Annotated in this window: 4 protein-coding genes; 2 read left to right on the forward strand and 2 right to left on the reverse strand. The window is 58.8% G+C overall.

What is annotated here, in order from left to right; translation table 11 throughout:
• Positions 1 to 124 precede the first annotated feature (124 nt).
• Both ABI546_RS19975 and ABI546_RS19980 read left to right on the forward strand, forming a co-directional pair.
• Positions 125 to 499, forward strand: a complete 375-nt coding sequence (locus ABI546_RS19975) for a cytochrome c (protein WP_348049488.1) — start codon at positions 125 to 127, stop codon at positions 497 to 499.
• A gap of 168 nt (positions 500 to 667) precedes the next feature.
• Positions 668 to 1111: a universal stress protein gene (locus tag ABI546_RS19980; protein WP_348049490.1), complete on the forward strand. Its 444-nt coding sequence runs from the start codon at positions 668 to 670 to the stop codon at positions 1109 to 1111.
• Between the two features lie 68 nt (positions 1112 to 1179).
• On the opposite strand, the gene ABI546_RS19985 is transcribed toward ABI546_RS19980, so the two are convergent.
• Together ABI546_RS19985 and ABI546_RS19990 are read right to left on the reverse strand one after the other, a co-directional pair.
• The gene (locus ABI546_RS19985; protein WP_348049492.1) at positions 1180 to 3354 is read right to left on the reverse strand and encodes a response regulator; all 2175 of its coding nucleotides are present in this window, start codon (positions 3352 to 3354) and stop codon (positions 1180 to 1182) included.
• Positions 3351 to 6737: response regulator (locus ABI546_RS19990; protein WP_348049494.1), on the reverse strand; the 3387-nt coding region annotated here is incomplete at its 5' end. The genes ABI546_RS19985 and ABI546_RS19990, both read right to left, overlap by 4 nt.

Raw genomic sequence — 6737 nt, forward strand, 5'->3', positions numbered from 1 at the left:
TTTCTGGGGCGCGCTGGCCATGGGCATTACCGCGGGTGTGGGCTCGCTGTTTGGCGCCGTGGTTTAGGGCCCCACTGTCTGTTGGCGAACAGACGCCTGCTGATGCCGCGCGCACAGTCACCCCATGTCATCACCCTTCACCACGGCATTTCCCGGCCGCTGTCTTGTGCTGTCCGCCTTCTTCGGGTTCGGCGGCCTGGCGGCTCACGCCCAGACGACGCCCCTGCAAACCCGGGGAGAGTTGTTGTACACGACGCATTGCATTGCTTGCCATAGCTCGGAGATGCACTGGCGCGATAACCGGCGCGCCAATGACTGGGAGAGCCTGAAGGTGCAGGTGCGCCGCTGGCAAGGCAACACCGGGCTGCAGTGGGATGAGGCGGATATCGCGGAAGTGGCCGGCTACCTGAATGACACGATTTATCAGTATCCGCGCACGGCGGGTCCCGTCGGATCCAGCTTGTCCGGGCAGTCGCCGAGGGTTTCCGCCGCGCGTTGAAGTCGCCGTGGATATTCGCAAGTCGGATGCGCTTTTCACACGCCGGACACCTCGGCACAAGCGCCGCGACAGAGGATCGAAATCATGTGCGGCGCCCTTGACGTGGATCAAACCCGGGCCGTCGGGGCGCTCCTAGACTGCAAGCGAACCAACACAGGAGAAACCACCATGTACAAGCGCATTCTCGTTGCAACCGACGGTTCCTCGCTTTCCAAAAAAGCGGTCAAAGACGCCATTGCACTTAGCGCATCTTTGGGAGCCGACCTTGTGGCGCTCAATGTGGTGCCGCGTTACCCCACGAGCTATTTTGAAGGTGGTGCCACCATTTCTCCGCAAGAAGTCGGTCGCATCGAAAAGGTATGGGCAGACAAGGGGCAAGCGCTCGCCGACGCCGTGCAGAAGTCCGCGGAAGCTGCAGGCGTTAAAGCCAAGGCCGTGATTGCCAAATCCGACCTCGTCGCCACATCCATTCTGGCAGCGGCCAAAAAGAACAAGTGCGACCTCATCGTGATGGCCTCGCACGGGCGAAAGGGCCTCTCACGCATCCTGCTCGGAAGCGAAACCCAGCAGGTGCTCACGCACAGCACCATCCCCGTTTTGATTCTGCGTTGATCCGCATCCTGCCGACCACGCACGGCGCACCGCGTGCGTCAATGCCCTGTTATCACGCGCCTCAAATGTTACTGAACACGCATCGCCGCAGCACCCTCCCGCGGCTGGCTGACCATCGCCAAAAGAGCGTCGATGTCCGCAGGCTTCACGACGTGATGATCGAAGCCGGCCTGCTGAGAGCGTAGCCGGCTCTCAGCTTCGCCGTAGCCCGTCAGGGCTACCAGCAACGCATTTTGTGATTCCGGGCGGTCTCGCAGCTGCCGGGCAACTTCAAATCCGTCCATACCCGGCAGGCCAATGTCCAGAATGACCGCGTCGGGGGCGAATTGCCGCGCGATATGAAGCGCCGACGCTCCGTCATTGGCGATCTGGACGATGAACCCTTCCAGTTCAAGCAGCATCTTGAGGGTTTCAGCGGAGGGAACCAGGTCGTCAACGACAAGGATTTTTCGCGGAGCGATGCTCATAGGCTTCGCGACCGCCCTCTCAGAGGCAACAGCAAGGCTCACTCCGTCTTCCAAAACTTTGGCGGGCAAATGAAGTGAAATACGGCTCCCCTTACCTCTTCCCTCGCTATAGGCCTCTACCTTGCCGCTGTGCAATTCGACCAAATGCTTGACCAGGGTCAAACCGATTCCCAGACCGCCTTGTGCACGATCCAATGCCTGGTCGCCCTGGGCAAAAAGGTCAAATATGTGCGGTAAAAATTCAGGGTCTATGCCCTGCCCATTGTCCAAGACAGTCAGCATGACACCTTCTTCCTGCAGCGACGCGGACAACGCGATCTTTCCGTGCGAATCGGTAAATTTGGAAGCATTGTTCAGAAGGTTGGAAAGCACTTGCGAAAGGCGCACCAAATCGCCCTGAAGCACGATGGGCTTGTCTGGAATAGTGACACTCAGCTCCTGGTTGCGGGCTGCCAGCAGCGGGCTGCTGGCCTCCACTGCCCGCTCGCACAGAGTCGACAACAGGAGTTGCTCCATGTGCACTGCCACCTTGCCCCTGGCGATCCGTGAGACATCCAGGAGATCGTCAATCATTCGGGACATGTGATCGACCTGCCGGGAAATCACATCACGTGCCCATGCCACCTTGGGTTCAACTGTCTGTGAGCTATGAATGATGTGAACCGCGTTCCTGATCGGAGCCAGCGGGTTCCTGAGTTCATGCGCCAGCATGGCCAGGAACTCGTTTTTCCGGCGATCGGCTTCCTGGACCAGGGTATAGAGTCTCGCATTTTCCATGGCAATGGAAGCGCGGCTCACGATCTCGCTGAGCAAGGCCGTATCTGCCCTTTGAAAATCTTCGGTTTTTCCAAACAGGATGAGGGCACCGAGCATCTGTTCACCCGCGATCAACGGGCAGACCGCCATCCTTTCCGTGAATGAAGGCAAGTACGCCAGATCGGCCAACGCATTGGAGGTATCCGGAATTTGCCAAAGCGCAACAGGCGCTGGGAATTCGATTCTTCGCGTCCGTATCGCCGAATGAATAATCGCCGCCATTTTGGGGTTGAGTGTTCGCCCGTCATCCGGCAAGGACGCTTCGCCGCCACCTCCTCCCTGCTGGCTTTTGACATGCCGGCAATGGAGCTCTCCATGGCTGTCGAGCAGGGCCACAGCCGCAATGGAGCCAAGGCCGGGCACCGCGACATCTACCAACGCACGCGCGGTAGCCACCATGCTCAGAGACTCCGTCAGGCGCCTGCTGGCCTCGGAGAGGAAGTCCGCCCGTCGAATCGCCTCCTCAGCCGCGGCGCGGGCAGCCTCCGAACGTGCCAACGCCTCGCGTTCAGTGGCCTGCTCCTGCAACTGGCGGTTCATGCAGTACAGGTCAACAAATACCTTGACCTTGGAGCGTAGTATTTCCGGAACGACAGGGGACGTAATGTAGTCCACCGCACCCAGCGCGTAGCCCTTGCTTGCCTGGATCTCATCGGCATAAGCCGTAATGAAAAGGATAGGCGTCTGCGAAGTCTTTTTATACTGGCGAATCAAGCCGGCAGTTTCCAGTCCATCGATATCCGGCATGTTCACATCAAGCAAAATGACGGCGAACTCCATTTGAAGAATCAACCGCAGGGCTTCCCTGCCCGATCTGGCGCTGACAAGGTTTTGTCCCAGCTCTTCCAGAACCGTTTTCATCACCACATGCTTTTCGGGCAGGTCATCCACGATCAGGATGTTGGCCTGATGCAGGACCACGGGAATAGCCGGCTCTTGCGGCACGAGGATCGCGCTCATCGTGGCAACCAGGCCCGCAGCACGGCAAGCAGTTTTTCGATATTCACGGGCTTGGAGAGATAGTCCCAGGCACCGGCCTCGATGCATTTTTCGCGGTCTCCCTTCATTGCCTTGGCAGTCACCGCGATGATGGGCAGGCTCTTTCCTGCCGGCAGCTTCCGGATTTCCTGCGTGGTGACCAGCCCGTCCATCACCGGCATCATGATGTCCATCAACACCACACTCAACCGGGGGTCGGAGGCCACCTTTGCGATGGCATCGTGTCCGTTGTCGGCCCAGACGATGTCCATGCCTTCTTCTTCCAGCACGGTCGCCAGCGCAAAAATATTGCGCATGTCGTCATCGACAATCAGAACCCGCTTCCCCGCGAGTGACTTGCTGGTGTCGTGAAGGGTTTTCAAAATTTCCCGCTGGCGCTCAGTCATTCGGGATTCGCTGAGATGCAAGGCCAGCAGGGTTAAATCAATTAACCGCGGGATGGACCTCGCTTCCCGGAAGCTGTAGCCCTCCCGGGCCTGCCAACCGGACTGGCTTTGGGCGTCAATCGGCCCGTCGCGCCACACCACGACAGGAAGCGGCCCGAAGGACGGGTGACGCGTGAAGGGCTCGCGCACGTGTTCAAAGCCGTCGTTCAGGGATGCATCGTCCGTAATGACGCACTCAAAGTGGATCATTTCTTCGGGCCTGATTTCTGTGAGCGAAGCTGCCACGACGGCCTGGATACCGCCAGTCACCAGGTAGGAGTTGACTTCTTCACCTAGAGCCGCATCCTTCAAGGCGATCAGCACATGCCGTGCCGCGCGCGACACGTAGCGGTGCATTTTGTCCAGCATTTCGTCGAGTACTTCCTTGGTGGGTATAGGTTTCTCGACAAAAGCCATGGCGCCCGACCGATAGGCGCGCTCCTTGGAGTCGTCCGTTGAAATGACGCACACCGGGATATGCCTGACGCTGAAGTCCTGCTTCACCCGGTCAAGAACGCGCCAGCCGTCCATGTCGGGGAGATGCATGTCAAGCGTCATCGCTGACGGCTTGAACTCTGCCGCAAGCGTCAAGGCACTGGCCCCCAAGGGCGTGACCAGTCCCTTAAATCCTTTAGCTCTGGCTGTTTCCAGCAGGAAACTGGCGAACGCCAGGTCGTTTTCCACAATCAAAAGCACGAGGTCGCCGGGCCGGATATTTTGCCGGTCGTCGGCAGCCTCATTGCCGGAGGCCGACACGTCCGGCTCAGCCGACGCGTCAAAAATCGGGGCATCGAGCTTCTCGAACGCCATCTGGCTGATCGGAGAGGTTACCTCGGCTGAACGCGGCTCAATGCCGCCAGCCGGCTTGCGCGGCGTTCTTGAAGACGGATATGTCAGCGGCAGGTAGAGCACGAAGTTGCTGCCTTCGCCAGGAGCGCTGGAAAGGCGGATTTCCCCTCCCAGCAGACGTGAGAGCTCGCGGCTGATGGCCAACCCCAGGCCCGTACCGCCGTATTTCCGGCTGGTGCTTCCGTCTGCCTGCTGGAAGGCTTCGAAAATGATCTGTTGCTTGTCAGCCGATATGCCAATGCCTGTATCCGCGACCGAGAACGCCACCACTTGTTGGGCCCGGTTGAGTTCCTCGTTGTCCGGGCTCCACCCTGTGAAGACCTCTTCGATGGACAAGGCCACGTGGCCCTGATGCGTGAATTTGAATGCGTTGGACAGCAGGTTTTTGAGAATTTGCTGCAACCGTTTTATGTCCGTCACCATCGAAACAGGGAATTGCAGCCCGGTCGTGATCAGGAAAGCCACATTCTTGGCTTCGGCGACGTGGCGGAAGGTGCGCTCTACATAGAGCTGCAGATCGGACAGACGCAGCTCGTTGACATCCACCACCACGGTACCGGACTCGATCTTTGAAAGATCAAGAATGTCATTGATCAGCATCAGCAAGTCGTTGCCCGACGAGTGGATGGTCTTGGAAAACTCCACCTGCCGGTTGGTCAGGTTGCCCTCTGAGTTTTTGCAAAGCTGGTCGGACAGAATCAACAGGCTGTTGAGCGGCGTGCGCAGCTCATGGGACATATTTGCCAGAAACTCCGACTTGTACTTGGAGGTCAAGGAAAGCTGCTTGGCTTTTTCCTCCAGGGCTTGGCGCGCCTGCTCGACTTCCTGATTCTTGCGCTCCACCTCGTCGTTCTGCTGTACCAGCAAGTGGGCCTTTTCCTGAAGCTCCTCGTTGGTCTGCTGGAGTTCTTCCTGGCGGCTTTGGAGTTCCTGCGCCAACGACTGGGACTGGGTCAACAGGTCTTCGGTGCGCATATTGGCTTCGATCGTGTTGATCACAATGCCAATACTTTCTGTCAACTGATCGAGAAATGCCTGATGAGTCGGGTTGAAGCGCTCCACGGAGGCCAGCTCAACCACCCCCCTTACCTGCCCCTCAAAAATAATGGGCAGCACCAGAATGTCCATAGGTGCGACCTCGGTGAGGCCTGAGGAAATTTTCAACCCTTGCGGCAAAGACGAGGTCAGCAAAATTTTCTGTTTGTCAAAGGCACACTGGCCGATAAGCCCTTGGCCAAGGTCGATTTCCTTGCCATAAGCGCCCTGCCCTTCGGAGGCATAACTCGCCATAAGGCGCAGGCGCGGCCTTTCCTGGGTATAGCTCAGGACGTAAAATTCGGCCTGTTGCGCACCCACCACGGGGGCAAGTTCTGACAGGATCAAGTGACCTACGGCCACCAAATCCTTTTGTCCCTGCAACATGCGGCTGAACTTGGCCAGGTTGGTTTTCAGCCAGTCCTGCTCGGTATTGACCTGGGTGGTGTCCTTGAGGTTGCGGATCATCTCATTGATCGTGTCCTTCAAGGCGGCCACTTCGCCCAGCGCCTCCACGGTGATCGAGCGCGTCAAGTCGCCTTGCGTCACAGCGGTCGCCACCTCGGCGATCGCGCGCACCTGGGTGGTCAGATTGGCAGCCAGCTGGTTGACGTTTTCGGTCAGGCCTTTCCAGGTACCTGCGGCGCCCGGCACCTTGGCCTGCCCGCCCAGCTTGCCTTCCACGCCCACCTCACGCGCCACAGTGGTCACCTGGTCGGCAAAGGTCGCCAGCGTGTCCGTCATGCTGTTGATGGTGTCGGCCAGCGCCGCAATTTCGCCCTTGGCTTCCACGGTGAGCTTCTGGTCGAGGTCGCCGTTGGCAACGGCCGTCACCACCTTGGCAATACCGCGCACCTGTCCGGTCAGGTTACCGGCCATGAAGTTCACGTTGTCGGTCAAGTCTTTCCACGTGCCGGCCACACCCTGCACATCGGCTTGTCCCCCCAGCTTGCCTTCGGTGCCCACCTCGCGTGCCACCCGCGTCACCTCAGAGGCGAACGACCGCAGCTGGTCCACCATGGTGTTGATGGTGTT

It is taken from the genome of Polaromonas sp. (genome assembly GCF_039932935.1).
GTDB lineage: Bacteria > Pseudomonadota > Gammaproteobacteria > Burkholderiales > Burkholderiaceae_C > Polaromonas.